The sequence below is a fragment of the Leucogemmata humicola genome, assembly GCF_055379415.1.
The window spans coordinates 4,134,136-4,160,239 of record NZ_AP040875.1 but is presented as its reverse complement, the minus strand read 5'-3'; the positions used below and the strand labels follow the sequence as shown (position 1 = coordinate 4,160,239).

Here is a 26,104-nt window from a genome sequence, read left to right as displayed (position 1 = left end):
CCAATGGACTGGCGTAGACCGTCTCGACTGTACAGCTTCGCCGTATGTTCAAATACGAACACCGAAGCCAACCGCCGTTGAGTCGACGGCTCTTTGCGCGCCGCCTGATGCGTCAGGGCGTGGCGGCGAGTCGCGTGGTTGGGCTGTCCCTAGCGATTGGGATGGCGGGGTATCACTGGCTCGCCGAGCAGTCCTGGGTCGACGCATTTCTGAATGCCGCGATGCTGCTTGGCGGCATGGGCCCGGTGGGAGAACTACACGCGACGAGCGCGAAGATCTTTGCCGGCGTGTACGCGTTGTACGCCGGCATCGTGTTCCTCGTGCTCGCCGCGATGCTACTCGGCCCGGTCTTTCATCGCGTGCTGCACCATTTCCACTGGGAAGCGGATCAGCAGGCGAAGAAGAAAAAGTCGAACGCCGCGTAACGCGACCGGCAACTAATCGGCGTACGGATTTCGGTCGGAGCGTGGGGCGTTGCCGCCGCTGTTTCCACCACCACCACCGCCGCCACCGCGCCGTCGGCGGCGACGATGCTTCGCCGGGCCACCCGCTGCCGACTTCTCACCATCGCGCGGCTGTCCCGGACGACTCGTCGGCTTTGACTGCGACCGAGCGGGTGCGCCCGCGGCAGCCGCGGAGCGGCGCTCTTCTTTCGCCTTGGCACGCGCGCGATCGTCCGAACGCTGCGCGCGCAGCTTGGCGATGCGCTCCTTGAGCGGAATCTCCAACTTCGTCGTTGGCTGCGCCTTGTAGTCGAAGTCAGGCAGCGTGACGCGAGGCAACGGCTTGCCGATCGCGCGCTCGATCGAGCGGAGATCGTCCATCTCTTCGGGCGCAACGAACGTGTAGGCCTCACCCGTCATCTCGGCGCGTGCCGTGCGGCCAACGCGATGGATGTAGTCCTCCGGCTGCGCGGGAACGTCGAAGTTCACGACGTGACCGAGCGCTTCGACGTCGATGCCGCGCGCCGCGATGTCCGTAGCAACGAGGACGCGATAGCGGCCCGACTTGAATCCTTCGAGCGCGTCAGTGCGCTGCGCCTGTGATCGATTGCCGTGAATGCGCGCGACGCTGACGCCGCGCTTTTCGAGATGCTCCCACAACCGATTGGCGCGATGCTTGGTGCGCGTGAAGACGAGCGCTTCTTTCATTCCGCCGCCCTGAAGCAGCGCAAAGAGCAGCGACGACTTGAGCTCCTGCGACACCGGATACACGGCCTGCGTGATTCCGACGGCGGGCGCCGACTTTCGTTCGAGGTTGATCGTTGCCGGCGAATGCAGCAGCTCACGCGTCAGTGCGACGATCGGGTCGGGCATCGTTGCGCTGAAGAACAGCGTCTGGCGCTTCGCCGGCAGCAGCTTCAACACGCGCCGGATGTCCGGGAGGAATCCCATATCCAGCATGCGGTCCGCTTCGTCGAGGACGAGATGCTCGATCTTGTCCAGCTTGGCGTACGGATGCTTGAGATGGTCGAGCAGGCGACCAGGCGTCGCGACAACGACATCGACGCCAGTGCGGAACGCGTGCTCTTGCGGACCCATGCCCACACCGCCGAAAACGGCCGCGGCGGTGATTGGCGTGTGCACGGCGATCTGTTCGAGCTCTTGAAGAATCTGCGCGGCAAGCTCGCGTGTGGGCGTGAGGATCAGCGCGCGCGTGGTGCCGCGCTTCTTCTCGAGCAGTTGATGCAGAATCGGCAGCAGGAACGCGGCGGTCTTGCCGCTACCCGTTTGCGCGCAGGCGAGCACGTCGCGACCGGAGATCGCGGCGGGGATGGCGTCGGTCTGAATGGGCGTCGGCCGATTGAAGCCGAGCTCTTTGACACCGCGAAGGAGATCGCGATGCAGGTGTAGCGAAGTGAAGGGCACAACACTCAGGGAAAAAGAGAATGCGCTAAGTCGTGAAGAACCTTAGCGCATTCGTGTCCAACTTGCATTCACCGCGCCGCCAAAGCGCGTGGTAAATCAGAACAAACCGACTTTCCCCTTCACCGATGCGATGAGCTTGGCCGGGTCGTAGCCCACGCCTTCCTTGAACACGAGATTCACCTTCCGAATATCGGCGATGCTCGCTGCTGGATTGCCATCGATCACGACGAGATCGGCTTGTTTGCCGGCGGCGATCGAGCCGGTGCGATCCGCGCGGCCGAGGAACGTGGCGCCGTTCAACGTGCAGACCTTGAGCGCTTCGAGCGGCGTGAGGCCGCTCTCGACGAGCAACTCGACCTGACGCTGATTCGAGTAGCCCGCGATGACGCCGCCACCGCCAGTAGGATCGGTTCCGGCGAGCAGCATGCCGCCTGCGCGGAAGAAGTCGACCTCGAGTTGGCGCATCTTCGGAAAGAGCGTGGCGTAGTTCGATCGTGCGTTGCGCTGAGTCGCGGCATAGCGCTGCTCGAACTGGTCCTTGAGGATCGGATCGAGCACGTCGAGTCCCGGCGGCATGGGTTGCCCAGGTGTGAACGTCTCGAACACCGTGAGGGTGGACGTGACCGCAACCTTGCGCTGTATGAGTTCGCTAATGAGCGCCTTGATCGGCGCACCCTTGACGTCGATGGCCGCCATCGCGGCCTGGCCGGCGCCCTGGCCAGGGCATTCGTCCGGCTTCTTGTTCGGAACGAAATCCGTCGCGGCAAAGAAGCCGTGTTCCAGATTGTCGATTCCGAGTTCGGCGGCCTCCTTGTAGGTCACGGAACAGAGGTGGCCGGTGAGCTTCATGCCGCGCTTGTGGCCTTCGTCGAGCGACGCCTTGAGCTCGTCGCGCGTGATGTGCATGTACGCTTTGAGCGATGTCGCACCCGCGTCGTGCCAGAAGTCGATGAGACGGCGCGCGTCGGCGGCGTCGGCCAATTCGTGCACCTGGCCGAGTCCGAGTCCTGGCCCCTCGAGGTACGGCGCGGTCGCGTCAATCCACGGGCCAGGCTTGTCGCCGCGGTCGATGCTCTTCTTGATCGCGAGCTCGCCGTAGCCGTTCATGTTGCCACCGGTGCGCATCGACGTCACGCCGCCGGCGAGGTACAGTCGCGTGAAGCTCTCGGTAAGATTGCCGTAGACGCCAGGACCGGTGGGGTAATACAGATGCTCGTGCACCATGACGAGCCCCGGGATCACCGATTTGCCAGTGAGGTCCATGACCTGCGCGCCCGCCGGCACTGCGGTGCTTGCAGCAGCGCCAACCGACGCGATCTTGCCGTCGCGAATGATCAAAGTCTGATCATCGCGTGCAGGCGCACCAGTGCCGTCGATGACGCGTACGTGAGTCAGCGCGAGTACCGCAGTATCGACGGCGACGTACTGCCGCACTGCGTTGCCTGCGCGTCCACGTCCTTGCGCGCCGACGACTTGCGCCGCGGCAACGGCGAGAACCAACCAAGAGCGAACAGTCATGTCAGGATCCGAGCATGAATTTGCAGCCCTCGTCCTGCGCCTTGAGCACGGCGAAGAATCCGGAGGGCTGTAGGATGACGCCGGGCAGCATGTGCGACTTGGCAGCCTTCTCCGCATCAGCGTCGGAAAGTTTGTCCTTCGCCTTGTACTGACTGATGATTTCGCCGAAGGCGAGGTTGCAGGCGAGCACGATCCCGCCGCTGGCCATGAACGCGGGAAGCGTGATCTCCTTGAACTCGGCCGGTGCGTCGGGCGACGCGCTGCCGATGGGATTCTTGCGATACCATTTGCCGGTCGCCGGATCCTTCATCTTTACGTCCTTGCCGACGCCGATGTGATCCCAGTGTGCATCATCCATGACGAGCGGAATTCCCGAGTGACGAAAAACGACAACCGGTGTCAGCTCGGCCATCGGCGTTCCGAAGACCTTGTTGTGTTGCGTGCGCCACAGGCACGCGCGAAAGAGCGCGGCGCCCTCGGAGACTTCGGGCGAGTCGAATACCGCACGCGATTTCCCGTGCAGGCGATTCACCCAACTGAGATCCCACTCGTCGCTTACCGGACGTCCAACCGCTAGACGCTCGGCGTCGCTCAATCCGATCGCGGGCATTGCCGCGAGCAGCGACGTCGAGGCGACGTTGCTGAGAAAGTCTCTGCGTTTCATCTCTGCCGTCTGTGTCTGGTGAACAGGGCGGTCACGCCGCACGGCGGCATCTCTCTATCGCCGCGCCCCAAGGCTAGATAGTGTACCGCTCAGGTCGCCGCCCGTCCATTCCATAAGAGGATCACCAGATGCCGCCGGTCAACTTTCTCGCAGTGCTTGTCAGCGGAGTCGCCATTTTCATGCTTGGCGGACTCTGGTACTCGCCGGTGCTGTTTGCGAAGCCGTGGGTCCGGCTGCAAAACAAATCGATGGAAGAAATGGCCGGCGGCGCGAAGCCGATCCACTACGTCCAGGTGTTCATTTGCGGGCTGCTGGTCTCGTGGGTCATGGCAATGTTCCTCGGCCACTTCTCGCACCCATCGGTCATGACGAGCGTTCATGTCGCGCTGTTGACGTGGCTCGGGTTCACGGGCGCGACGAGTTATGGTACAGCGATCTTCTCGTTCAAGCCGAAGATGTTGTGGGTGATCGACAGCGGGTTCAATCTCGTGTCGATGATGTTGGCGGCGGTCATTCTCTCGGTGTGGCACTAGCATCCGTTTCGATCTGAATATCCAGGAGCGCCAATGAAGTACGCAGAGCTTCGCAACTACGTCGCCGGTGATTTCATTGCCCCCGCCGGGTCGCGTCCATTCATCGACGTCTACAATCCCAGCAGCGGTGACGTCATCTCCCGAGTTCCGCTCTCGGAATCGGCCGAGGTCGATGCTGCTGTTCAGGCGGCGCGCGCCGCATTTCCCGCGTGGGCCGCTATGCCCATCAAGGAGCGCGTGCAGGTGTTCTATCGATACAAGGCGCTGCTCGAGTCGAATATCGACGAGCTTGCCGCTCTCGTGTCGGAAGAGAACGGCAAGATTCAGAGCGAAGCGCGTGCGGAAGTGCTCAAGTCCGCCGAGCTTACCGAGTTCGCCTGCTCGCTGCCGCAGATCGCGCCCGGCGAAGTGCTCGAGGTGAGCCGCGGTGTTGAATGTCGCATCGAGCGATTTCCGCTGGGCGTCGTCGCGTCGATCGCGCCATTCAATTTTCCGAACATGGTGCCGAACTGGACGATCCCCAACGCGATCGCGCTCGGCAACTGCATGATTCTCAAGCCGTCGGAGATGGTGCCGCTCAGCGCTGGACGAATCGCCGAGCTCTTGCGCGAGGCGGGGCTGCCGTCGGGAGTCTTTCAGGTTGTGCACGGCGGTCAGCGAGCGGTCGAAGCGATCTGCGATCACCCTGACATTGCGGCCGTGAGTTTCGTCGGTTCGACGAAGGTCGCAAAAATCGTCTACAAGCGCGCGACCTCGAACCTCAAGCGCTGCCTCGCACTCGGCGGCGCAAAGAATCATCTCATCGTCATGCCCGATGCCGATCGTGAGATGGCCGCGACCAACATCATCGCGTCGATGTCAGGGTGTGCTGGACAGCGCTGCATGGCGGCGTCGGTCATGGTGGCGGTGTCGGCAACCGACCACATCATCGCACGCATGGCAGAAGTGGCGCGCGCGATGGTGCCAGGAAAGGACATCGGTCCGGTGATTTCAGCGGCGGCCAAGGAGCGAATCACGCGGTACATCGACGAAGCGGAAGCCGCCGGAGCCAAGGTGATCGTGGACGGACGCAGCGCACGTGTGGCGGGTAAGGAGAACGGCTTTTACCTCGGACCCACGATCATCGATCACGTCACCCCTGACATGAAGATTGCGCAAGAGGAGGTCTTCGGTCCCGTACTTGTGATCGTCCGCACACCCGATGTGGAAGGAGCGCTGGCCATCGAGAACGCGTCGCCCTACGGCAATGCCGCATCGGTTTTCACGGAGAGCGGCGGCGTGGCGCGATATGTGATGGAGCATGCGAGTGCCGGCATGGTCGGCGTGAATGTTGGCGTGCCAGTTCCGCGGGAGCCTTTCTCGTTCGGTGGCTGGAACGAATCCAGATTCGGTGTGGGCGACATCACGGGCCGAGGCTCGATCGAGTTCTGGACGCAAGCGAAGAAGATGACGACGAAGTGGAATCGCGAGTCGGGAACGAACTGGATGTCGTAGAAGCGCAACGGTAGTGATCGGTTGACGGTTCAGGGCGAAAAAGCGAGGAGGATGCATGCGATCGCGAGCGGTGACGTTTACTGGAATTCGATTCGAGAACCCGTTTCTCCTGGCGTCGGCGCCGCCGACGGAATCCGAGACCAACATCCTTCGCGCGTTCGATGCGGGCTGGGGCGGAGTGGTCGTGAAGACGATCGGGCTTCGTGCCGTGGCGCATGTTGCTGGACCACGAACGGCGTTTCTTCGCACGTCGCCGGACAATCACTGCGTGTCGACGAAAGAGCGGCCGGGTTCGGCGCTTCACGGTTCGTGGCATTGGGAGCAGACGTCCGAGAAATCGCTCGACTGGTGGATGACCCACATTCGCCGCATCAAGGATGCGTATCCCACGCGCGTCGTCATCGCATCGATCATGGCGGGCTCGGCGACCGATGCCGATTTGCGCGACTGGCAGATGCTGGCGGAGGGATGTCAGGAGGCCGGGGCGGATGGTCTGGAGTGCAACTTCTCCGCGGGTGCGGCAGCGACGTCGCAGGGCGAGCGCGTTCGCTCGGCGGTGATGGAAGCGGTGAAAGGAATCTCCAGCGTTCCGGTTTGGGCCAAGCTGGCTCCCGCAACGCGCGATGTGATCGTCGAGGCAGACGCGTGTTTTCGCAGCGGGGCGGACGCCGTCGTCGCGTCGAACACCTTCCCGTCGCTACCGCTCATCGATGCTGACACCCTCGAGTTCGAAGTGAACGTCGATGGCCTCGTCTCGTCGGGTGGACTTGGTGGCCCGGCAATTCTGCCGCTGTCGCTCCATGCGATGGCGCGCATGTGCAACGCTTTTCCCAATTGCGCGTTCTCCGGTGTTGGCGGCGTATCAGACTTCTCTCAAGCCCTGTCGTACTTTCTCCTGGGTGCGGGCACCGTCCAGGTGGGGACGTCGGCGATGCTCGATCAGAACGTTGGGCCGACGGTCATCCGCCGACTCAACGTGGGGCTCGACACGTTCCTGAGCCGGAACGCGGATAAGGGCTGGAATTGCCTCGAGGACTTCCGGGGAATTCGCCGAGCGCGGGTGGTTGCGCCGTCGCAGATTCGCCGCCTCGAGGGCGAACCGCTGCCGGCAGGGCAGCGACCGTCCGAGAGCTACGCCAAGCCCGAACCAGGGGTCCGGGCCTAGGCGACACGAACACTCCCGACCATATTGTCGCGAATCACCCTGTCGGGAGTTGTGCTTGGCTCTAGCTCGATCGTTCATGCGCCGCGGTCCGGCGCTTTTCGCCTTGGCGTTCATCGTCGGTTCAGCGGCTGGTGCGAGCGCTCAGCGCGGCGCCAATCCGGCGGCCGCTGAGGCGGTAAAGGCGCACTATCGCAAGCTCGAAGTCCGCATCCCAATGCGCGACGGCGTCAAGCTATTCACGTCGATCTACGTTCCGCGCGATTCGACGCGCAACGTGCCGATCCTCATGGATCGCACGCCCTACGGCGTTGGCCCGTACGGCGCGGATGCGTATCGCGCGTCGCTCGGACCGGGTAGCGGCACCAAGTACGCCGATGCGGGAATGATTTTCGTCTATCAGGACGCGCGCGGGCGGAACTACTCGGAAGGCGCGTACACCGAGATGACGCCGCACAAGGATCAGAAGGGTCCGAAAGACGTGGACGAATCGACTGATTCGTACGACACGATCGACTGGCTCGTGAAGAACGTGCCGCACAACAACGGTCGCGTGGCGATCTACGGAACGTCCTATCCGGGCTTCTATACCACCGCGAGTTGCATCGATCCGCATCCGGCGCTCAAGGCGTGTGAGCCTGGCGCGCCGATGACCGATCTCTGGATGGGCGACGACCTGTTTCACAACGGCGCCTTCATGCTCGGCGCCAATTTCGATTTCTATCAAGGCTACGGCCGCACGCCACGTGCACCCGAGCTCGGACCGGATCCGCGCTACGATCGTCCGAACAATCAGGGCGACGCGTATAAGTTCTTCCTCGAGATGGGTCCGATCGGACCTGGGTCGCGAAAGTGGTTGCCTCCGGCGACCGCGCCGCTCTGGGACATCGTGATGCATCACCCGTCGTACGACGCGTACTGGGTGGCGCGCGACATCAGTCGTCACGTAAAGCGCGTCCCCGCAATGTTGGAAGTTGGTGGGTACTACGACGCCGAAGATCTCGCTGGTCCGTGGCGCACGTTCCGCGGCATCGAGAAGCTTGCGCCGGGCTCGGATAATCACATTGCGATCGGTCCGTGGTCGCACGGTGGCTGGGCGCGCGGCGAGGGGAACGCGCATGGTTTGCTGCGATGGAATACGGCGACGGGTCCGTGGTTCCGCGACTCCATCGAGTTCCCGTTCTTCATGCACTATCTCGCTGATGGTCCGAAGCCGCCGCTCTCGAAGGTGCTCGTGTATCGCACCGGTGGTGAGACATGGGATCGTTTCGACGCGTGGCCGCCGAAGACGTCGATTGCCAAGTCGCTCTATCTCGTTCCCGGTGGCAAGCTCTCGTGGACCAAGCCCACGGGCGCGGTGAGCGCGGGGAAGGGGCCGGCGTTCGATGAGTACGTGAGTGATCCGTCGAATCCTGTTCCGGTCGGCGAAAAGCCGTCGGCGAGCGGCATGCCGCGCGACTACATGACGGGCGATCAGCGCTTCGCGTCCAAGCGTGCCGACGTGCTGACGTATCAAACGGAGCCGCTGACCGAGGACGTCACGATCATCGGGCCGGTCGCGCCGGTGCTGCACGTTGCGACGACTGGTACGGACGCCGACTTCGATGTGAAGTTGATCGACGTCTTTCCGTCGGATGCGCCGAATTGGGCAGGCGACACCACGGGCTTCACCGTCGCGGGTTATCAGCAGCTCGTTCGCGGTGAGCCGTTCCGCGCACGGTATCGCAAGGATCCCGCGAAACCGGTCGCGTTCGTGCCAAACAAGCCGGATTCACTGCACTTCGCGATGCCCGACATCAACCACACGTTCAAGAAGGGCCACCGGATCATGATTCAGATCCAAAGTTCGTGGTTCCCGCTGAACGATCGCAATCCGCAGACGTTCGTGCCGAATATCTTCGAGGCGAAGCCGGACGACTTCAAGACGGCGACGATGCGCGTCTATCACGCCGCGAACAAGAACTCCCGCATCGATGTACGCGTGATGCCCTGATGAGCTCACGCGCTACTCTCTTTCGACTTTTCTGATACGAGGCTTGCGATGGGAACCTCCACCCAGTCCCCAACAGCATCGATTCCGCCCGATGCGGCAACGAGTCGCGGCGTGTACGACTCGCTCGAAGCGCTCCGCTCGATGCTCATTCCGGGCGAGGTGCTCGAGGCGATGGCGATTCAACGCCGCTTGTTCGCGCTCTTCCATCGGCGTCAAGCCGTTGGCGCGACGAGCGGTCGCTTGATCGTCGTGCAGCGCGGGCCATTCGGCGGCTTCAAGCCGGTCGACTTTCGCTGGCAGGATCTTCGCGAGTCCGACGTGAGCGTCGGAGTTTTCGGCGCGAGCCTCACGCTGTCAGCGTATCGCAGCAACGATCTTGCGACGAACGAAGGTCCGCCGGCGCGAATGGTGATTCAGGGTCTGCGCAAATCGGAAGCGCAGGAAGTGTATCGTGTGTGTCAGGCCCGCGCGCAGGCGTGGCGCGAGAAGCGTCGTATTCGGGAACTCGAAGAGCTGCGCGCCAAGGCCGGTGGCATTCAGGTCGGCGCGCTCGGCGGGTCACTCGGCGGCGTATCGACTGGTGGCGGCGGCGGCGACCATTCACCGACGTCTCGCCTCGCTCGTGCCAAGGAAATGCTCGACAGCGGGCTGTTGAACGACGCCGAGTTCGAGCAGATCAAGGCGAAGATTCTGGCCGAACTGTAGGCGAGGTCTCTGGTCTCTGGTCTGAGGTCTCTGGTCTCTGGTCTCTGGTCTGAGGTTTCTGGTTTTCCCTGAGACCAGTGACCAGTGACCTCTACTTCCGCGCCGCCTTCCCAACCACCCCGTCCTCCATGTCGCGCGTGACGAGGCTCACGACGCGACCATTCACGCGGGTGAATTCGAAGATGAGGTCGGGTTTTAGCACTTCATAAATCTGGCCTTTGTCGTCGTACAGGCCAGGCGCGAACCAGTCGGGCGCAATCCGGATGAGTGCGAACCGCTTCATGTACGGATCGTCGGGCGTCCAGTGTCCTTTGAGGACGCCGCCCTCGTGCGTGATGGTGAAAGGCATAGCCTTTCCCTTTGGCTTGCCGGCGGAATCCACGTTGACGTATTCGTATTCTCCGACGTAAGCCGCCGCGTCCTGCGCGGACATGGCCAAGGTGTACGACGGCTCGACCTCGATGTCCACCGGCACGCGCGCGGTCTCCCAGTCCATTGCCAACGTCGCGCCATTCACGCGAATCGCCGGCATCGACCACGTTAGTACCTCGGTGAACGGCACCGTTTCCTTTCTCACGGGAAAGCGGATCTGGCGCGCGTTCGAGTCGGGATGGTCCTCGTGGTATTGATGCGATTTGGGATCGAGAACGAACGTCCAATCGCCCGACTGACGTACGACCATCCACACTGAGTACTTGCCTTTCGGCACCGGATGGCCGTTGACCTTCACGTTCTTGTCGACCTCGAACGTCGTTGCCCAGTTGGCGCCGGGCGTCCAGGTCTCACCCCACTGAACCGCCTTCGTCCCGAAGAGCGGATTTCGCCCACGCGCTCGAGGCCGCGAGTACTCGACACGAATCGTCGTTCCGTCGATGACCTGCGACACTGTGCCGACTTCGCTCGCGCGGATCTGAGCGAGCACCGGGACCGGAAGTAGCGCAAGAGCGAGCAGCGCGGGCCGAAGGTTCATTCCGTCATCCGAATTTGGCGTCGACTGCTGCACGAATCTGATCGAGCGACTTGCCTTCCTTGTGCAGGCGCGCGACCAGTTTCCCATGTCCCTGACAAACGGCGCAATGGCGCGCCATGCCGTCGCCTTCATAGCAGGAGAGCAGCGAATAGAACGTCGGTGGATTCGTACAGCCGCAGCTACATCGAATGCCATCGGCGATTTGAGGGATCTCTCGAATCGAGTCGAACAGCGGAATGAGCGCCTCGTCATCGGCCAGCTGTGCGCGTGACAGAACGCGCTCGCCGGTGATCCCGGGCCGCGGCGTCGGATGCGCGGGGGCGGTGCTCGCTAGCAGCCTGGTTCGAGGCGTAAATAGCAGCACGAGGCCTGCGGCCCAGGCCGTACCGAGAAATCGGCGGCGATCGACTACGACGTTCGTGGCGTTGCTCTGCATACGTCGGCTCTCATCTGTGGCGGAAACGAGAACATTGCGCAGCGTTCGCGCCGTGAGGTCGAACGGTCTCAGCGCGTGGCCCAGGCCAGAAATCGTTCCGTGTGGTACAGTGCCAACTGCGAGCTCGGCCCGTTGAACACAGCGTCGAATCCGTGGCCCGCCCACGGAATTTCAAGATATGCCACCGGTGTGCGGGTCGCCAGCAACCGATCGCGCAGTCGCACGCCGTACTTTGGTTCGACGATGTGATCTCTGCCGGCATAGATCAACAGCGTCGGAGGCAACTGGCGCGTCACGTACGTGAGGGGTGAGGCAGCGGTATACGTGGCCAGCGCGGAGTCGAGTGGCGCGCCGATGAGCGTTTCCTCAACAGTGCGAACATCGATCGGATCGGGATGGGGCGGATACCGATATGAGTCTACCAGGTCGACAGGCCCGTAGTAGCTCACGACGCCACGCACCCGGAGCGGCGGTTCGCGATACGCCGCGAGCATCGCGAGGTGAGCGCCGGCCGAGCGTCCGAGGAGCACGACTCGAGAGGTGTCGCCGTCGTACTGCGCGGCGTGATCGCGTACCCACGCCAACGCGCTGTCGACATCGTCCAGTTGGGCGGGCCACCGCGCTGCAGGCGCGTGACGATAGTCGATCGCGAATACAGTCCACCCGTGCGATGCGAGCCAGCTGGCGAAATTGGCGTTCGACTTCGGGCTGCCGCGCTGCCACGCGCCACCGTAGATCTGCACCAAAATCGGGTAGCGACCCGGCCGAATCGGTTGATGCACGTCGATCGAAAGTCGTGACGCCGGCTGTTCGGATCGCCAGGCAACGCTGCTCATCTTCGCTTGTCCGCTCGGAATTCCGCGGAAGAGATCGGCGACGACGAGCGGGCTGCTTCGCGCCGGATCCTGTGGCGCTGCCGAGACGGGTTGCATCGCGGTCTCGAATCCACGCTCAGTGCCGGGCAGGCGGACAAAGGGCGACAGCGCGAAGATCGCCGCGACTGTCGAGAACAGCATTGTCGCGCGTGCCAGCTTCGATCGTCGCACATCGAGTGCGCCGATCGTCAGCACGGCAAGCGAGGCCAAGGCGAGCCAGGCACTCACTTCCGGCGCGCCGACGTCGAAGTAGAGCAGAAAGAACGTTGGCGCCGGGATGAAGTTCCACGACGCCAGCGCAAGCAAGACGACGCTGAGAATCAGCGCCGTCCGCGGCCGAACCCGCGACGTGCTATCGGCGATCGGGCTTCTCGCTACGGTCGGCCGTCTTGGTACCGCGATCGGCGCGCGCCTTGGCGACCAACTGTTTCACTTCGCGCATCAACGTGGGGCCGTGGTAGGGGATTCCATCCTTGATCGTCCACTCGACGCCACCGGTGTGCACCGGCTTGCCATCCTTGATGTCATCGACGCCGGTGGGATAGAACACCTTGAGATTTTCGAGCGGATTTCCGTTCACGACGATCAAATCAGCCTTGAAGCCGACGCGCACACGGCCCATTTCGGTCTCCTTACCGAGAATGCGTGCGTTGTTGAACGTCGCATGCTGAATGACCTTGATCGGGCTGAAGCCCGCTTCCTGATGTAGTTCGAGTTCACGAATGAGCCCGAAGCCGTACATCTGGTAGATGAAGCCCGCATCGTCACCCGCACCCACGAGTCCACCTTTGCGCTCGAACTCGCGCACCGCGTTCATCCAGATTCGATAATTCTCCTTCCAGTACGTCTCGTCGGTCGACGTCCAGCCGAAGAAGTACGAACCGTGATTCGCCGGATCGGGACGGAAGTACTCCTCGAGCGTTGGGTGCAGATAGTCGGTGAACCAGGGCTGCGTGCGCGCGCGCTGTAGGTCTCGCGACGCCTCATAAATATCGAGCGTAGGCACCCAGGCGACTTTGCGCGCGACCATTGAGTCGAGTACCATGTCGAGGCGCTTGGGATCGGCCTCGCGCCAGAGATGGCCCGCCCAGCGAAAACGATCGGTCTCGTTGTTGTAGTTGTAGTACGACGGAAAGCCCTGCACGCCATCGACGATCGCAGCGTCGGGAATGCCGTACCAGTGCTCGATGCTCGTCGTGCCGAAGTGGATGTCGTCCCAGGCATTCGTCTCTTCGACGCCAACGTGGTGGGCGATGCGCAGGCCTTCCTTGTGCGCCTCGTCCTCCATCGCCTGCATGATGTCGCGATCGATGCCCAGCAACTTGATACCGTCCACGCCCTGCGACTTGAGCAGCCGCACCTTGGCGCGGGCCGAGTCGGCGTTGGTCGGACGGCCGAACTGTGGGTAGATGAAAATCCGCGGCGCGGCAAGCGTGCCCTTGGCGCTGGCTTCGCGCCAGGCGAGGGCCTTTCGCGTATCGCTGCCAACGTCCCGAATTGCTGTGATTCCGCAGGCGAGCCAGATCTTCAATTCATAATCGATCGGCTGCGCCGTGCCCCCGCGGTCGTCCTGCAGGTGTGCGTGCGCATTGATCAGCCCTGGCATGACGTACTTGCCTGTGGCGTCGATCTCCGCCGTGTTGGCGCCGCCCTGAATGCGGCGACTCGCGCCATTCCGGCCGAGGGCGACGGGATCGAGCGCTGCCATCTGCGTGATGACGTTGTCGACGACCACGATGTCGTACGGACCTTTGGCGGGCGTTCCGTTGCCGTCGACGACGGTGGCGTTGCGGATGATCAGGCGGGCAGGCCGGGTGCCGGACGTTGGCGCGGTTTGGGCGACGACGACGGTTCCTAGACCGAGGCTGGCGGCGAGTGCCAGGCGGAGAGTGCGGGAGGCTGGGCGCATCCAGTTATCATCCCTTCGCGGCCGCTCCTCCGCAAGGCTGTCGTCTGGCCTTTTGCATTCGCGCCGCGCCGCGTGGCGTACGATATTGGAGGACGTCGCTCCTCGGTCCCGGCGCTGCCGCCGTCCGCCGCGACGCATCGTTCACGGTGACTCGCCAATTCCTCGAGGATTCACATGACGTACGTTGCCCGTCCCCCGCGTCAACTGCGCTCCGCCGCGGTGCTGGGGATGCTTGTCGGTTCGGCGTTCGCGCTGCAGGCCCAGGCGCCCCGTAGCAAGACGCCCGACGATCCGATGGCCACCATCCCGAAGCTGTCTACGCTCGTCGGCCAGCCGGGCAGCGAGTTGGCTGACGTGGTCGAACGATATTCGGCCGATCAGAGTTCTCTCATTCGCCGCTACGACGCCAACGACTCGCCGGAACAGCGCAAGCGGATGCGCGAGTTCTTCACAGGATGGCGCACCCGACTCGGCGAAATCAACTTCGAGAAGCTCTCGCAAGAGGGCCGCGTCGACTACGTCCTCCTCGACAATCACGTGCAGTATCAGCTCGCGCTGCTCGACCGTCAGGACAAGAACCGTTCCGAGACGGCGGTGCTGGTGCCCTTTGCTGATCGCCTGTTGACGCTGCAGGACACGCGTCGGACGCTGGCGCCGGTGGACGCACGCGCCGCGGCGAGAACGGTTGCCGCGGTCGCCAAGACCGTGGACAGCCTTCGCGCACTGTTCGAGGCGCCCGCAGGACGAGGCGGCGCCGCCAATCAGGTGGCTGTGCAGGGTGACACTGGTCGTGCGCGCGCGGTGGCGCCGCGCGTGACGCGTACCGTGGCCAACCGCGGTGCAGACAACGTCGATCAGATTCGCGGCACGGTGACCAACTGGTATCGCTACTACGACGGCTTCGACCCGATGTTCTCGTGGTGGCTCAAGGATCCGTATCGCAAGCTCGATGAATCGCTGACCGCCTACGCGCGCACGTTGCGCGAACGCGTCGTTGGCTTCCGCGCCGCTGCTGCCACTCAGGTTGCCGCGGCAGGCGCGGCCGCCGGCGGGGGGCGTGGTGGTCGCGGCGGCGGTGGCGGTGGTGGCGGCGGCGATAACGGTGAAGGTCCGATCATCGGCGACCCGATTGGCGCCGAAGGTCTCAAGGCCGACCTCGTGCACGAAATGATTCCGTACACGCCCGAAGAGCTCATCGCCATCGCCGAAAAGGAATACGCCTTCAGCCTCAGCGAAGCGAAGAAGGCCGCTCGCGAAATGGGCTTCGGCGACAATTGGAAGGCGGCAATGGAGAAGGTGAAGGACACCTACGTCGAGCCGGGCAAGCAGATCGAAGTCATTCGCGATCTCGCACGTCAGGCCGAGTCGTATTTCGACGCGCACGACTGGGTGACGATTCCACCGCTCGCCAAGGAAGACTGGCGCATGGAAATGCTCTCTCCCGAGCGTCAGAAGGTCTCTCCCTTCTTCCTCGGTGGCGAACAGATCCTCGTGTCGTACCCGACGGCCGATATGTCGGACGACGACAAGATGATGAGCATGCGCGGCAACAACCCGCACTTTTCACACGCCACGGTGTTTCACGAGCTGAACCCTGGGCACCATCTCCAGGGCTTCATGACGGCGCGCTACAACCAGCACCGCCGCATGTTCTCGACGCCGTTCTGGAACGAAGGTCAGTCGCTCTACTGGGAAATGTTCGTGTGGGACAAAGGCTTTGACGCGAGCCCCGAAGATCGGATGGGTGCGCTCTTCTGGCGCATGCATCGCAGCGCGCGAATCATCTTCTCGCTCAACTTCCACCTAGGGAAGATGACGCCGGATCAGGCGATTCAGTTCCTCGTCGATACGGTCGACTTCGAGCGTGCGAATGCCGAAGGCGAAGTCCGTCGCTCGTTCAACGGCAGCTATGCGCCGCTCTATCAGATCGGCTACATGATCGGCGGTCTCGAGTTGCGCTCGTTGCACGCCGAACTCGTCGATACGAAGAAGATGACCGAACGCGAATTCCACGACAGCGTGCTGCAGGGTGGACCGATGCCGATCGCCATGGTACGTGCGCGGCTGGCCAAGACGCCGCTCACACGCGCTGGTGCAGCACCATGGCGCTTCGCCGAGCATTTGCCTGCGCCGATTCCGTATCTGAGCAAGTAGTCGTTTCTGTGCCTCTCCTTTCTCCAAATATTCCGTGACAGTCAATCGTCGTAACTTTCTGAAGACGTCGGCCGCAGCTGCGGCCGCGTCGGCGCTGGTGACGGGCCGCGCGGGTGCGCTGGTTTTGCCGACCGAAGCGCTCTCGCCAATTCCGGCGGCCGATTTCCGCGATCTCGCGCTCAAGGCCATCGATGCCGCGAAGTCGGCGGGCGCCGAGTACTCTGACGTTCGCATCGCGCAGAATCGCTCGCAGTTCGTGCAGACGCGCGAACGCCGCGTTCAAGGCCTCGCAGACAACGAAACGTTCGGTATGGGCATTCGCGCGCTCGTGAATGGCGCGTGGGGCTTCGTCGCCACTGCGGATCTCTCGACCGACGGCGTGGTTGCCGCCGCGCGTCAGGCCGTGGTGCAGGCCAAGGCCAATCGCGCTGCCGTCACGCGCCCAATCACACTCGCGCCGTATGGCGCACCGCAGAAGGGCGAGTGGACGGCTCCGATCAAGGTCGATCCGTTCAACGTCCCGATTGCCGACAAGGTCGCGCTTCTCATCGCGGCGAACGAAGCCGCGATGAAAAATGGTGCGCGCTTCGTGAATTCAGGCATGAACTTCCTGCGCGAAGAAAAGACGTTCGCAAACACCGAAGGCGCGCTCACGGTACAGACATTGTATCGCTGCTCGCCGAGCATGACGGTGACGGCGGTGTCGGCGGACAATTCGGACTTCCAGACGCGTCAGTCTACTGACGTTGCGCCGCGTGGACTCGGCTACGAGCACGTGACGGATTCCGATTTCGTGACGAACGGCGCCCGCTGGGCGCAGGAAGCTGTGCAGAAGCTGTCGGCCAAGCCGGTGGAAGTCGGCCGCTACGATCTCGTGTTGCATCCGACGCACCTGTGGCTCACGATCCACGAGAGCGTCGCGCACCCCACAGAGCTCGATCGCGCGCTTGGCTACGAGGCGAACTATGCGGGCACGAGCTTCGTCTCGCCGCCGGAGAAGATTCTCGGCCAGCTCAGGTACGGTCCGCCGCTCATGAACATTCAAGGCGATCGCAGCCAAGCTGGTTCGCTCGCCGGGTGTAAGTGGGACGACGAGGGCGTAGCACCTGAGACGTTCGACATCATCAAGAATGGCGTCGTCGTCGACTATCAGACCACGCGCGAGCAGGCGCCGTATCTCGACTGGTGGTACAAGAAGCAGGGCAAGCCCACCCGCTCGCACGGCAACTCGTACTCTCAGTCGTGGGCTGACGTGCAGTTCCAGCGCATGCCGAACGTGTCGCTCCTTCCCGGTGAGAAGGATCTCATGTGGGAAGACATCATCGCGGCGACGGATCGCGGCATCGCGATCGTTGGCGACGGTTCGTTCTCGATCGATCAGCAGCGCTACAACGCGCAGTTCGGCGGCCAGCTGTTCTACGAGATCAAGGGCGGCAAAATCGTCGGCATGCTCAAGGACGTAGCGTACCAGCTTCGCACGCCGCAGTTCTGGGGCTCCATGGACATGATCGGCGGTAAGCGCAGCTACTTCCTCGGCGGCGCGAACAACGACGGTAAGGGGCAGCCAAGCCAGAGCAACGCGGTGAGCCACGGATGCGTGCCGTCTCGTTTCCGCGATATCAACGTCATCAACACTGGACGGACCGCGTGAGCCACTCGACTGAATACTCCGGCCCGCGCTCGCTGTTTGCACCAGCACCAGCAGCGCGCTACCTGACGCGCGACGAGTGTCAGGCCATCTGCAAGAAGGTATTGGCGTTTTCGAAAGCCGATTCGGCACAGGTCACGATTACTGGCGGCGCGCGCGGGAACACGCGCTTTGCCGTGAATCAGATTTCGACGAGCGGCGACAACTTCGATCACGTCGTCTCCATTCGCTCGACGTTCGGCAAACGCTCGGCAACGTCGACGACCAATAAGCTCGACGATGCGTCGCTCAAGGCGGTTGTCGATCGCGCCGAAGCGCTGGCGCGGCTCGCGCCTGAAGATCCGGAAATGATGCCGGACCTCGGACCGCAGCAGTATCAGGAGTCGCGCGATTGGAGCGATGCAACGGCATCGATCGACGCCGCGGCGCGCGCTATCGCAGTGAAGGCTGCGACATCGGCGGCCACGAACGGGCTCGCGGCGACCGGCTACATCGAGACGCGCGTGAATTCGTTTGCGATCGCGAATACCTCGGGTCTCTTCGCGTATCGTCGCGACACGGGCGCCGCGATGACGACGACCGTCCGCACGAATGACGGCACCGGCTCCGGCTGGGCCGGCGCGACACACGACGATTTCACCAAGATCGACGCCGCGTCGATCGGATCGCGCGCGGCTGACAAGGCGCGTCGCTCAGTGAATCCGGTTGCGATCGAACCTGGCCGCTACACGGTGGTGCTCGAGCCGACGGCGGTCGGCAATCTCGTGCAGCTCATTGCCGGTGCGCTGAACGCGCGTGCTGCCGACGAGGGCCGCAGCTTCTTTTCCAAGCAGGGCGGTGGCAACAAGCTTGGGATGAAAGTGGTTGACGAGCGCGTGACGTTGTCCAGCGACCCGATGGATCCCGATGCGCCCGGCGCTGCATTCGCCGGCGATGGACTTCCGCTCGGCAAACGCGTATGGATCGAGAACGGTGTCGTGAAGACGCTGTCGTACGATCGTTTCTGGGCGCAGAAGCAGGGCGTTCAGCCGAACGCGGGCGGTGGCGGCGGCTTCGGTGGATTTGGTGGCGGCGCTGGCGGCATGAAGATGTCGGGCGGCACATCGACGATCGAAGAGCTCATTGCGTCCACACAGCGTGGTTTGCTCATCACGCGCCTTTGGTACATCCGTCCCGTGGATCAGCGCACGATTCTGTACACGGGCCTTACCCGCGACGGCACGTTCCTCATCGAGAACGGCAAGATCACGCACCCGGTGAAGAACCTGCGCTGGAACGAGTCGCCGATCTTCATGCTCAACAATCTCGAGGCGATGGGTCGTCCGGTGCGCGTGAGCGCGAGTGAAGATGGAAGTCCGGGCCAGGCGATTGTCGTCCCGCCGGTCAAGGCTCGCGACTTCAACTTTACGAGCACGAGCGACGCGGTCTAACATTAGAGTTTGAGAACAACGCCACTCACGGCTTGAGGTAGCATGCATCGTCTTCGGGTGTGGGTGGCGTTGGCCGCGTGCGTGGTGACGGCGCGCGGCGTACAGGCACAGCAGACATTCGTCAGTCCGACCATCGGCGTGTTTCGGTATCGCGCAGACACCTTGTGGGTGTTGCGCGACACCACCGAGACCCGAGTGGTCTATCGAGCCGACACGGTGACGCGTCGGCTTTCGATCGATGGGAAGCTGCGTTCGGAAATGACGCTGGTCGTGGACGGCGACTCGGCGATTGTCGTCCGCTTTCGCGACGCTGGCGGAGAGCGGGCTATTCCGGCGGCCGCGCACGCGATCCCGGCGTCGTCGGCGATGGTAGAGCGCGCGCTGTTGGCGAGCGAAGTACTCGCCGATCAGGACCGCCAGCGGCGTGCGCGATTGGGAATGAGCGACCCATTCCAGGTTCCGACGTCTTCGGACAGCGTGCGAACGTACGTTGGGTCGCCGGTGTCGCGCATCGTCCAGCATCGCGATACGCTCCGGGTTCTCACCGGATGTCAGGGTGTGCGTGTCGATACCACGGTCTTCCGACTCTTCGGAACCGACTCGGTGCGACGTCTCAGTGCGCCGGCGCGAACCTTCGGGCAGCCGATGGCAGTGACGCTGCTCAGTCAAATGCGCTTTGCGGTCGAACGCGAACGGATCGGCGCGGCGAGCTCCGCGCAGTTTCCGGGGCCGCGCGACGTCTGCGCGAAATGACTTAGCTACCTGCGACGGCGTTCGATGATCCCGATGATGAGCGCCGATGGAACGGCAGGAACGAGTCCGAGTCCCATCCCGTAGAGCATTCCAACGCCGCCTGCAACAACCACGGCGATTGGGCCAGAACTCTGCGCGAAGAATCCCGAGATGGCTCCGCCAACAGCGCCACACGCGAGTACGATAAACCAGAACACGGTTTTCACACCGCTGGCGGTGGATGGCGGCTCGGTCGGCGGCGGCGGCACCGATGTGGCCCGCGGCTCCGACGTGGCTCGACGACTGCTCCGCTCCGCGACGTTCGCTTTCTCCCAGCGTGTCGCCAGCCAATAGATACCGACGGTGGCGAGTACAGCGAGACCGATTGGTGCGACGATCAGCCAGCGTGTGTCAGCATTGGAGACTTGATGGCCGACCGCTAGGCGACGAGAGACTCGATCCTTGATGAGGGTAAACGCCGCGTAGTATGTGCCCATGCCGGCGACAGCGGCAACGAGTCCGGCCAGCGCCGGTGGCAAGCCGCGCTCGACTTCGTGCTCAGAAGGCCCCATTCACAAATGATAAACGCCGCGCGCCCCTGAGCCAGGGGCGCGCGGCAGAAAGGTCAACGACGGTTCAGCGGGCGATCTTGAACGTGAACTGCTGCTCGACCAACTGCGCTACGCGACGTCCACCCAATTCCGCCGGCCGATAGCGTGACCTGAGCAGCACGCGCTGCACCGCATCGACGAACAGACGTCCCGCCGACGATGGAAACTTGAGCGAGTGGTCATCCACTCGCCCGGTGGTGTCGACGACGAACCGCACGACGAACGCCGTCTCGATCCCCGCCGACAGCATCGACGGCGGGTACACCGGCCGCGGATTGTCGGGGTAGGGCATCACGATCTTCTCGACGAGGTCGGCGGTGTAGATACCAGAACTCGAAAGTCCGCCGTCGTTGCCGCGCCCGAGACCGTCGCCGCCAACGTCTGCCTTTGGAGGCGATTTGAAGTCGAGCGAATCCGTGATTTTGCTCGTAAGGTCCACGTTGGGCAGCGGCGGCCCGGCGTCGATCACGGACGACAGATCGATCGAGACCGGCGCGACGTGCGGTATGACCGCGGCCGCGGTCTGCACGAGCTTCGGATTCACGGCCGCCGTCCGACGTGCCGGTCTTGGCGCCTGCGCCACCGGCGCTGGCTCGGCGGCGACCTTTATGAATTGCACATGCTCGCTCGCACGTGTGCCGCGTCGGATGTCGCCCGCGGAGGCCGATGTCTTTGCCTTCGGCGCCAGGACGACGATGATGACCACGAGGTGGGCGACGATGCTGAGGAGCAGCGCGCGTGAACGACCGGTACGAGCCGGCCGGGTACTGATGAATGGATGCAACATATACGACTACCCGAATGGCCTACGCTGGCTGAATAGGCACGCGCCGCGCCGCGACGAATGCAGGCCAAGGCTTCTCCCGTCGAGATCGCGGGCCTCAGGCGGTGGCACAGCGGGGTCGACGAGCGTTTCAAGCGGGCCCGGCGTAGATTCACGGACGTCGCTCAAACGACTCAATACTCGAGGAACTGCTCATGCGCCGAGTCTTTCCGTTCGCCGTCGTGATGTTCGTTGCGCTGTCGCTTGGCGATGCCGCGTTTCTCGCCTCGCAGAACCCAACGAATCCGCAGTTTCCAAAATCGAACGCGTTGGGTCCGCGCACGAACTACACACCCAAGTCCTCGCATGCCGACACCCTGCGCGGATCGTTCAATACGCCGGGGCGCGCATGGTGGGATGCGAGCTTCTACGACCTGCACGTCTCGATCAATCCGAAAGACAGCAGCATTGCTGGCTACAACGGCATCACCTATCGCGTTCTCAAGCCGGCCACGGAGATGCAGATCGATCTCATGGAGCCGCTCGAAGTCGATAGCATGATTCAGGACGGACGCGCCGTGAAGTTTCGCCGCGACGGCGCCGCGTTCTTCGCGACGCTCGCGTCCCCGCAGAAGACCGGCGATCGAAAGACCATTCGAGTGTACTATCACGGCCATCCACAGATCGCCAAGAATCCGCCCTGGCAGGGCGGTTTCAGCTGGGCCAAGGACAGCCTCGGCCGCCCATGGGTCGTGACGACCGATCAGGGAATGGGTGCGTCGGTATGGTGGCCGAACAAGGACACGCAGGCCGACGAGCCCGATAGTCAACGCGTCGCGCTCACGCTTCCTGATCCGATGATGGATGTGTCAAACGGGCGCCTGCGAAAGACGACGCACAATGCGAACGGCACGACGACCTACGAGTGGTTCGTGGTCAACCCAATCAACAACTATGCGATTGCCGTCGCTGGCGGAACCTACGCGCACTACACCGAGACATACGACGGCTTGAAGGGCAAGCTGACGATGGACTTCTGGCCGCTCGACTACAATCTCGAGAACGCGCATCGGCAGTGGCCGCAAGCGCGATCAATGATGGAATGCTTCGAACACTGGTTCGGGCCGTACCCATGGTACGAGGACGGCTACAAGCTCCTCGAAGTGCCGAACACGGGCATGGAGCACCAGAGCGCCGTCTCATATGGGAACTGGTATCAGAACGGCTATCGCAAGCGCGACGGTTCCGGCACCGGACTCGGCCTCAAGTGGGACTTCATCATCGTCCATGAGAGCGCGCACGAGTGGTGGGGCAACAATATCACGGCGAAGGACAACGCCGACATGTGGGTGCACGAGAGCTTCGCCAACTACGCCGAGGGCATCTACACGGAGTGCCAATTCGGGAAGGAGGCGGGCGCGCAGTACATCGTCGGAAATCGCCGCGGCATTCGCAACGACCGCCCGATCATTCCCGCGTACGACGTGAATGACCAGGGCTCCGGCGACATGTACCCGAAGGGCGGCGAGATGCTGCACACCATTCGTCAGATCGTCGGCGACGACGCGAAGTGGCGCGGCATTCTCATGGGGCTGAACAAGACGTTCTGGCACCAGACAGTCATGGGCAAACAGGTCGAGGACTACATCAGCGCCCAGGCGCGCGTGAACCTGTCCAAGGTCTTCGATCAGTATCTGCGCACGACGATGGTCCCGACGTTCGAGTACAAGATCACGGGCGACTCACTGTCGTATCGATGGACGGACGTCGTGCCTGGCTTCGACATGCCGCTGAAGGTCGCGCTAGATGGTCGCGACTATACGCTCATTCGCCCCACTGCGAACTGGAAAACCGCGAAGCTGACCAATCCAGCCGAGTTCAAAGTCGATGTCAACTTCTATGTGAATCCAAAGCGCGTCGGGGAGTAGCCGATGGCCTGATACGAAACGTTACAGCCGTAGATCACACTCGCTCCGACTGACGATCCTTTGAACTGGGTCCGTATGTCCCACGTTCAGTCGTAAGGAGTCGAGCGTGCAATCAGCCTGGATCGAACGCGGCGGCCGTCGCGTCATGTATCTGAACTATTCCGGCTTCAAGAACGACACGGCGGCGCTGCGCGCCGAGGTCCAAGCGGCGGATCGCGAAGTATGTCGCCAGCCACAGGGATCGGTCCTGGCGATCGCGGATCTGAGCGACACGACTGCGTCGTCCGCAGCGGTCGAGCTGTTCAAACAGAGCTCTGCCCGCACCAAGCCGTATATCGACAAGCTCGCGCTGATCGGTATCACAGGCCTCAAACGCTTCCTCGCCGAGATGGTTGCTCGGGTCGTCGGACGCGAAATGCGATTGTTCGACACCGAGGCCGACGCGGTCGCGTGGTTACTCGGGAAATCGGACGCTGGTGTGAAGATCGGCGGAAAGCCGACAGTCGCACCACGAGGAGAAGCTGCACGGCCCTAGTGCGGCATCAGTGCCGAAGTCGGGCGTCCGGGAATAGATCGTCGCGTTACGGAGTCTCCTCATGAATCCAGGAGGCTCCGAATGTCAAAACATCGCGACCGCGACGTCGAACGATTCGACGCCAAGGCGACAACCCGGCCATCGGCCGGCAACTACATCAACGAGAATGAAGAAGCCACCGCCGACGGAATCGATCGTCGCGGGTTTCTTCGCTGCATGGCGTGGGCAGGAACCGGAATGGTGTGGACGCTGCACGGCGGCGTGCCGGCATCCGTTCCGCTCAATCGTTTGCCATTTCTGAGTGACGCGCAGCGTAAGAGCGTGTTCTTCGCACAGATCAGCGACAGTCACATCGGCTTCAACAAGGAAGCCAACAAGGACGTTGCTGCGACGCTGCAGAATGCCGTCGACAAATTGAATGCGCTGCCGGAACGGCCGGCCTTCGTGCTGCACACGGGCGACATCACGCAGCTCGCCAAGCCCGAGGAGTTCGACACCGCGAATCAAATTCTCAAATCAGTTCGCACCGATCGCGTGTTCTACGTTCCTGGCGAACACGACGTCGCAACCGACAATGGCGCGGACTACCTACGACGCTATGGCGCGGGCACACAGGGTGGCGGCTGGTACAGCTTCGACCATAGCGGCGTGCACTTCGTCGGGCTCGTCAACGTGCTCAATCTCAAAGCGGGCGGCCTTGGTTCGCTCGGAGCCGATCAACTCGCGTGGTTCAAGAAGGATGTGGCAGAGCTGCCAAGCAGCACGCCCATCGTCCTGTTCGCGCACGTGCCGCTCTGGACCGTCTATCCCGAATGGGGCTGGGGGACCGACGATTCAGAGCAGGCACTCGCACTGCTCAAGCGCTTCGGATCGGTCACGGTGCTGAATGGCCACATTCATCAGATCATGCAGAAGATCGAAGGGCACATGTCATTTCACACCGCCATGTCGACCGCGTTTCCGCAGCCGGCTCCAGGTACTGCCCCGGCACCTGGCCCAATGAAAGTGGATTCAGAGCGACTAAAGAGCGTTCTTGGAATTGCCAACGTCACCTTCATTCCAGGTCGTTCTTCACTCGCGATCGTCGATGCCACGTTATCAGGAGAAGCGCCGGCATTCGAAGCGGCAGCTCACGACGCCATGAGTCGTCGACGCGCCGAGCGCTCGGCCGTGCCGCTTGGTCCGAATGAGATTGGCATCGACAACTTCCGCTTCGCACCGTCGCCACTCACTGTGAGCGCCGGGACCACCGTCACGTGGGTCAACAACGACGACGTTCCGCACCTCATCGTCAGCGCGCGCGGTCAGTTCAAGCAGTCAGGCGTTCTCGACACCGATCAGCGTTTCTCCACCAAGCTCGATCGCGAGGGGACCTACGACTACTTCTGCTCGCTCCACCCGAAGATGCAGGGACAGATCATCGTGACGCGTTGAAGCGTTCGACGAACTGATCGAGCTCTGGTGCGTTGAGGTCCGATACCGCCCAGAGCTCGATGCCACCGGAGGTCCATCGCACGACATGGTAGCCGCGTTCGGCGAAGTGCTGCGGCGCGGCTGCATGTGCGTCATCGACTGGCCAGGCGTAGACATTGATCATGTGCTGCCGTCGCGAATACACGGTGACAGGAACCACTCTGCCGCCCACATAGTCGACGCGCCCGCCTACGAGTGGAAACCCCGCCGAGTCGAGGCTCGGTACCGCGGGTGACAGATCGACTCGGCCGTTGAACCACGGCTTCACGTTGTGCTGATTCGTCGAGACGACATCGGTGAGATGTCCGGGAATCAACGAGCGAATATGGCTCGCCACGACTTCCGCCTCGACCGCCGGACGCGCGGTCCGCGCATTGACCACTGCCAGCGTAGCCGCGCTGCTGAACGCCGCCACCAACACCGCACCGGCGGCCAGCCGCATCCGCGACGTCGCGAGTGCGATCTTCGGAACGCGGGCCGGTTCAGCCAGAACCGCGCTTCGGATTCTTGCTTTGAGAACGTCAGGCGCGCGATATCGCACGAGTCCCTCCTTGAGCGAACGGCTGAGCGACACGAGCTCCGCATGAGCGCGGGCACAGTCGGAGCACGACGCCAGATGTTGATCTACGTTGCGCGCTTCATCGGGCGAGAGCTCGTTATCCACGTACGCGTCGATTTTCTCGAGGCAGTCTGTGCACTGCAT

23 protein-coding genes are annotated in these 26,104 nt (G+C 62.8%); 13 read left to right on the top strand and 10 right to left on the bottom strand.

Annotated features, from left to right (window positions below; translation table 11 throughout):
• Nucleotides 1-44: 44 nt before the first annotated feature.
• Nucleotides 45-425 (top strand): hypothetical protein, encoded by a 381-nt coding sequence (locus AC6H4Z_RS17700; RefSeq protein ID WP_497543289.1) that lies wholly within the window; start codon nt 45-47, stop codon nt 423-425.
• 12 nt (nt 426-437) lie between these two features.
• Here AC6H4Z_RS17700 and AC6H4Z_RS17695 read toward each other — a convergent pair whose 3' ends face one another.
• From AC6H4Z_RS17695 to AC6H4Z_RS17685, 3 genes are all read right to left on the bottom strand, one after another.
• Nucleotides 438-1,868: a DEAD/DEAH box helicase gene (locus AC6H4Z_RS17695; protein ID WP_497543288.1), complete on the bottom strand. Its 1,431-nt coding sequence runs from the start codon at nt 1,866-1,868 to the stop codon at nt 438-440.
• A gap of 96 nt (nt 1,869-1,964) precedes the next feature.
• On the bottom strand, nt 1,965-3,386 hold the full coding sequence (locus AC6H4Z_RS17690; protein WP_497543287.1) for an amidohydrolase family protein: 1,422 nt from the start codon (nt 3,384-3,386) through the stop codon (nt 1,965-1,967).
• A gap of 1 nt (nt 3,387) precedes the next feature.
• Nucleotides 3,388-4,050 (bottom strand): hypothetical protein, encoded by a 663-nt coding sequence (locus AC6H4Z_RS17685; RefSeq protein WP_497543286.1) that lies wholly within the window; start codon nt 4,048-4,050, stop codon nt 3,388-3,390.
• A 128-nt stretch (nt 4,051-4,178) separates the two neighbouring features.
• Here AC6H4Z_RS17685 and AC6H4Z_RS17680 point away from each other — a divergent pair, with 128 nt between their 5' ends.
• From AC6H4Z_RS17680 to AC6H4Z_RS17660, 5 genes are all read left to right on the top strand, one after another.
• Nucleotides 4,179-4,583 (top strand): DUF1761 domain-containing protein, encoded by a 405-nt coding sequence (locus AC6H4Z_RS17680; RefSeq protein WP_497543285.1) that lies wholly within the window; start codon nt 4,179-4,181, stop codon nt 4,581-4,583.
• A 33-nt stretch (nt 4,584-4,616) separates the two neighbouring features.
• Complete coding sequence (gene mmsA, locus AC6H4Z_RS17675; protein WP_497543284.1) at nt 4,617-6,077, top strand: CoA-acylating methylmalonate-semialdehyde dehydrogenase; 1,461 nt, start codon at nt 4,617-4,619, stop codon at nt 6,075-6,077.
• Nucleotides 6,078-6,132: 55 nt separating this feature from the next.
• Nucleotides 6,133-7,242, top strand: coding sequence for a beta/alpha barrel domain-containing protein (locus tag AC6H4Z_RS17670; protein WP_497543283.1), 1,110 nt, complete (start codon nt 6,133-6,135; stop codon nt 7,240-7,242).
• Between the two features lie 76 nt (nt 7,243-7,318).
• A complete protein-coding gene (locus tag AC6H4Z_RS17665) occupies nt 7,319-9,232 on the top strand; it encodes a CocE/NonD family hydrolase (protein ID WP_497543282.1) in 1,914 nt (637 codons plus the stop codon).
• A gap of 48 nt (nt 9,233-9,280) precedes the next feature.
• Nucleotides 9,281-9,937, top strand: coding sequence for an SHOCT domain-containing protein (locus AC6H4Z_RS17660; protein ID WP_497543281.1), 657 nt, complete (start codon nt 9,281-9,283; stop codon nt 9,935-9,937).
• Between the two features lie 91 nt (nt 9,938-10,028).
• On the opposite strand, the gene AC6H4Z_RS17655 is transcribed toward AC6H4Z_RS17660, so the two are convergent.
• The 4 genes from AC6H4Z_RS17655 to AC6H4Z_RS17640 form a co-directional block, all read right to left on the bottom strand.
• Nucleotides 10,029-10,907, bottom strand: coding sequence for a DUF2911 domain-containing protein (locus tag AC6H4Z_RS17655; RefSeq protein ID WP_497543280.1), 879 nt, complete (start codon nt 10,905-10,907; stop codon nt 10,029-10,031).
• A gap of 4 nt (nt 10,908-10,911) precedes the next feature.
• Nucleotides 10,912-11,343, bottom strand: a complete 432-nt coding sequence (locus AC6H4Z_RS17650; RefSeq protein WP_497543279.1) for a hypothetical protein — start codon at nt 11,341-11,343, stop codon at nt 10,912-10,914.
• Between the two features lie 68 nt (nt 11,344-11,411).
• Nucleotides 11,412-12,524 (bottom strand): alpha/beta hydrolase, encoded by a 1,113-nt coding sequence (locus AC6H4Z_RS17645; RefSeq protein WP_497543278.1) that lies wholly within the window; start codon nt 12,522-12,524, stop codon nt 11,412-11,414.
• A 46-nt stretch (nt 12,525-12,570) separates the two neighbouring features.
• A complete protein-coding gene (locus AC6H4Z_RS17640) occupies nt 12,571-14,127 on the bottom strand; it encodes an amidohydrolase family protein (RefSeq protein ID WP_497543277.1) in 1,557 nt (518 codons plus the stop codon).
• A 174-nt stretch (nt 14,128-14,301) separates the two neighbouring features.
• Here AC6H4Z_RS17640 and AC6H4Z_RS17635 point away from each other — a divergent pair, with 174 nt between their 5' ends.
• Genes AC6H4Z_RS17635 through AC6H4Z_RS17620 form a run of 4 tightly spaced genes read left to right on the top strand, consistent with a single transcriptional unit; the run spans nt 14,302 to nt 20,112 of the window.
• Complete coding sequence (locus AC6H4Z_RS17635) at nt 14,302-16,281, top strand: DUF885 family protein (RefSeq protein ID WP_497543276.1); 1,980 nt, start codon at nt 14,302-14,304, stop codon at nt 16,279-16,281.
• A 34-nt stretch (nt 16,282-16,315) separates the two neighbouring features.
• Nucleotides 16,316-17,932, top strand: a complete 1,617-nt coding sequence (locus tag AC6H4Z_RS17630) for a TldD/PmbA family protein (RefSeq protein WP_497543275.1) — start codon at nt 16,316-16,318, stop codon at nt 17,930-17,932.
• A complete protein-coding gene (locus AC6H4Z_RS17625; protein ID WP_497543274.1) occupies nt 17,929-19,359 on the top strand; it encodes a TldD/PmbA family protein in 1,431 nt (476 codons plus the stop codon). Before AC6H4Z_RS17630 ends, AC6H4Z_RS17625 begins: the two co-directional genes overlap by 4 nt.
• Before the next feature lie 42 nt (nt 19,360-19,401).
• The gene (locus AC6H4Z_RS17620) at nt 19,402-20,112 is read left to right on the top strand and encodes a hypothetical protein (protein ID WP_497543273.1); all 711 of its coding nucleotides are present in this window, start codon (nt 19,402-19,404) and stop codon (nt 20,110-20,112) included.
• 5 nt (nt 20,113-20,117) lie between these two features.
• Here AC6H4Z_RS17620 and AC6H4Z_RS17615 read toward each other — a convergent pair whose 3' ends face one another.
• Together AC6H4Z_RS17615 and AC6H4Z_RS17610 are read right to left on the bottom strand one after the other, a co-directional pair.
• Complete coding sequence (locus AC6H4Z_RS17615) at nt 20,118-20,663, bottom strand: hypothetical protein (protein WP_497543272.1); 546 nt, start codon at nt 20,661-20,663, stop codon at nt 20,118-20,120.
• A gap of 64 nt (nt 20,664-20,727) precedes the next feature.
• Nucleotides 20,728-21,489 carry an energy transducer TonB gene (locus AC6H4Z_RS17610; RefSeq protein ID WP_497543271.1) on the bottom strand — a complete coding sequence of 254 codons (762 nt, stop codon included), beginning with the start codon at nt 21,487-21,489 and terminating at the stop codon, nt 20,728-20,730.
• Between the two features lie 191 nt (nt 21,490-21,680).
• On the opposite strand from AC6H4Z_RS17610, the gene AC6H4Z_RS17605 reads away from it, so the two are divergent.
• The 3 genes from AC6H4Z_RS17605 to AC6H4Z_RS17595 all read left to right on the top strand — a co-directional run bounded on the left by AC6H4Z_RS17605 (nt 21,681) and on the right by AC6H4Z_RS17595 (nt 25,362).
• Entirely contained in the window at nt 21,681-23,393 is a 1,713-nt protein-coding gene (locus AC6H4Z_RS17605; protein ID WP_497543270.1) for a M1 family metallopeptidase, read from the top strand.
• Between the two features lie 106 nt (nt 23,394-23,499).
• A complete protein-coding gene (locus AC6H4Z_RS17600; RefSeq protein ID WP_497543269.1) occupies nt 23,500-23,928 on the top strand; it encodes a hypothetical protein in 429 nt (142 codons plus the stop codon).
• 81 nt (nt 23,929-24,009) lie between these two features.
• Nucleotides 24,010-25,362 carry a metallophosphoesterase gene (locus AC6H4Z_RS17595; protein WP_497543268.1) on the top strand — a complete coding sequence of 451 codons (1,353 nt, stop codon included), beginning with the start codon at nt 24,010-24,012 and terminating at the stop codon, nt 25,360-25,362.
• Here AC6H4Z_RS17595 and AC6H4Z_RS17590 read toward each other — a convergent pair.
• Complete coding sequence (locus AC6H4Z_RS17590; protein ID WP_497543267.1) at nt 25,346-26,104, bottom strand: anti-sigma factor family protein; 759 nt, start codon at nt 26,102-26,104, stop codon at nt 25,346-25,348. The two genes, AC6H4Z_RS17595 and AC6H4Z_RS17590, sit on opposite strands and share 17 nt — an antisense overlap.